2 protein-coding genes and 2 pseudogenes are annotated in these 2371 nt (G+C 29.6%); all 4 read left to right on the top strand.

The window, feature by feature from the left end:
- The first annotated feature begins 108 nt into the window (after positions 1-108).
- Positions 109-613 (top strand): annotated as a pseudogene (locus tag ACWIX0_RS13320) (hypothetical protein).
- Between the two features lie 47 nt (positions 614-660).
- Positions 661-1623 carry a hypothetical protein gene (locus ACWIX0_RS13315; RefSeq protein WP_454174467.1) on the top strand — a complete coding sequence of 321 codons (963 nt, stop codon included), beginning with the start codon at positions 661-663 and terminating at the stop codon, positions 1621-1623.
- A gap of 177 nt (positions 1624-1800) precedes the next feature.
- Positions 1801-2121: a hypothetical protein gene (locus ACWIX0_RS13310; protein WP_454174466.1), complete on the top strand. Its 321-nt coding sequence runs from the start codon at positions 1801-1803 to the stop codon at positions 2119-2121.
- A 65-nt stretch (positions 2122-2186) separates the two neighbouring features.
- Positions 2187-2371 (top strand): annotated as a pseudogene (locus ACWIX0_RS13305) (hypothetical protein); the annotation flags it as partial.

Here is a 2371-nt window from a genome sequence, read left to right as displayed (position 1 = left end):
AAAATCCAAATGATTGGGCATACGATGATTATGAAAAAGATAAAGCACGGGGCTACATTATATATTAGGCTCAATTCAACTTACCCTCACATAAAGTAGCTTTAAGTTATGATGCACACGATGAAAAACAAGTATATCATTCGTTCAAGAATTTCAGAAGCAAAAACAAGAGAGATTCTTAAACTTTTTTGTCTTGATATTGAAGCTTCTAAAATTGCAAAATTAAGCAACATTTCTCGTCAAAGTATCAATAAAATCATCAATCAAATCCGCATTTTAATCGCCAAAGAATGTGAGAAAATCTCTACATTAAATGGTGAAATCAAAGTTGATGAAAGCAATCTTTTGATATAGATTTTGGGTGCTAAAAGAGTGAGAGGAAAAAGAGGCTTAAGTAGCAAATAAAAAACACCTGTGTTTTTGCTTCATTTCACTTGCAACTACAAGCAAAAGTGGTTATGCAAAACATAGATTAAGCAAATTTAAAAGAATCAAAAAAGATAATTTTTTGCTTCATTGAAAAGAAACAGAATTTAGATATAATACTCAAATTAAACAGCAAGGTTTGTATAAAATTTTGCCAAAATGTCTTGTTGAAAATGATAAGAAATAAGTCGCTTAAGGTGGGTTGAGCCAATATAAATATTAAGGATTCCTAAAATGCCACCTAACCAAACTAATCCCTACACACTTCATACCACACTAGAGCCAAATCATATTTATAGTTGCTTTGGCATAAAGCTAAAAGTTAAAGAGCAAGTAGATACTTTTAGCAATAGTGGGAATTTTAGCATTCACATAAACAACATAAACTTACAAGAGCTAGAATCTCAAAACAAAGGCATTACAAAAGACACTCCCATATTTTGCTATGTCCAAGATTCTAAACAAACGCATATTGCTAAACTGCAAGATAAAAATACAACTATAAAGATTCAAATAGATAAAAATCTTCCAAAAGATTCTAATGGCAATATTATCCCCATAATCTCTAAACTTATCTTTCTCTCCTTTATCCCATTTAGAGATACAAAAGAAGCAAACAATTCCCCATCACAAAAGATTCAATTAACAGCTGATGATATAAACAAAGGCTATTATAATGTAGATTTTATGATACCTTTGAGGTGTTTTGGGGAATGGGAGGGGAGTGGAGAGTGCAATAAGTATAAAAATATACCAACCATTTCAAAAGCAAAAGATAGAAAAGATAACATTATAAAAAATACACCTGCAATATTTGAGATTGATGGGTATAAAAGCGGAATCATTGGTGATATTGGAAATTTTTTAAAACGAAACCTTGTTACGCCAAATATCTTTGAAGAAGTTACAAATAATGAAAATCTGATTTCTATATATGCAGAAAAATATAACATTGATAGCGATTTGGTTAGAGCTATAATATTTTTAGAGACAACGCACGGATACTATGATAGATTGTATGATACTTTATTAAAACAACCCATTGAAGCATTCAAAGGAGAGCAAGAATCTTTTCGCCCTATGAATATAAATTATAGCTATTGGAAAGAATTGATTGATAAAATGGGCTACACAAAAGAGCAAATTAAAAATGACCCTAGTGCAAATTTAGATGTTGGTTGTTTGTTATTAAAATGAATTATTGCTAGAATACAAAATCCCACTATTGAAAAAATAGGCACTCTTTACCATATTTTAGCTAAAGAAAAAATATCAAGTTATGGCAAAAAACTTACAAATATATTACGATGATAAAGATTGGTATGGAATTTTAGATTCTATCAGCGATAAACTACAATCAACAAAGAGATTCTAATGTTAGAATTACTATTGCCCTGCATAATGTTAGTTTGCTTATTTAAAATAAAAAGCAAAATAAAAATATTTGCATTGTGGATTTTTTTATATCTCATACCTATGCTACTTTTGGTGTATGATAGAGAGCAGGGCAAATTATTAGACGGACAAATGGATATAAAGATAGCTTTAGGAATCTTTTTAATCGCTTTTATATGGGCTTTGATATGGTTTGCAATCCCGATAATTTGCTATGTCGCCATAATTGTGATAAAGAAAATTTATGTATCAATAAAAACAGCAAAAGGACAAGACAGTGAAAAGGATAAAATCTCTTAAACCAAAAGAAATTGATGGCAATCACTTTTGGATTCTATTCTAGATTCTATTAAAGGAATTTAACCTTGAATAAATTATCAAAACAAGAGCAAGAAATATGCTATATTTTAAGCAATGTTTTTAATTACTATACTTCATTCATTGAGATTCTAGTGGATATACGACAAACAGATTCAGATGAAATAAAATGCACACATACAAATAAAGAGGAATGCCTTGCGCTTTTTAGGGTCAAACAAAAATATAAAAT

This window comes from Helicobacter sp. T3_23-1059, from assembly GCF_053654515.1.
The sequence above is the reverse complement of the archived record's forward strand: the minus strand, read 5'-3'. Positions and strand labels throughout refer to the sequence as shown.

Coding starts and splice junctions, on each gene's coding strand:
- ACWIX0_RS13315 (WP_454174467.1), top strand. CDS start 661: ATGCCACCTAACCAAACTAATCCCTACACACTTCATACCACACTAGAG.
- ACWIX0_RS13310 (WP_454174466.1), top strand. CDS start 1,801: ATGTTAGAATTACTATTGCCCTGCATAATGTTAGTTTGCTTATTTAAA.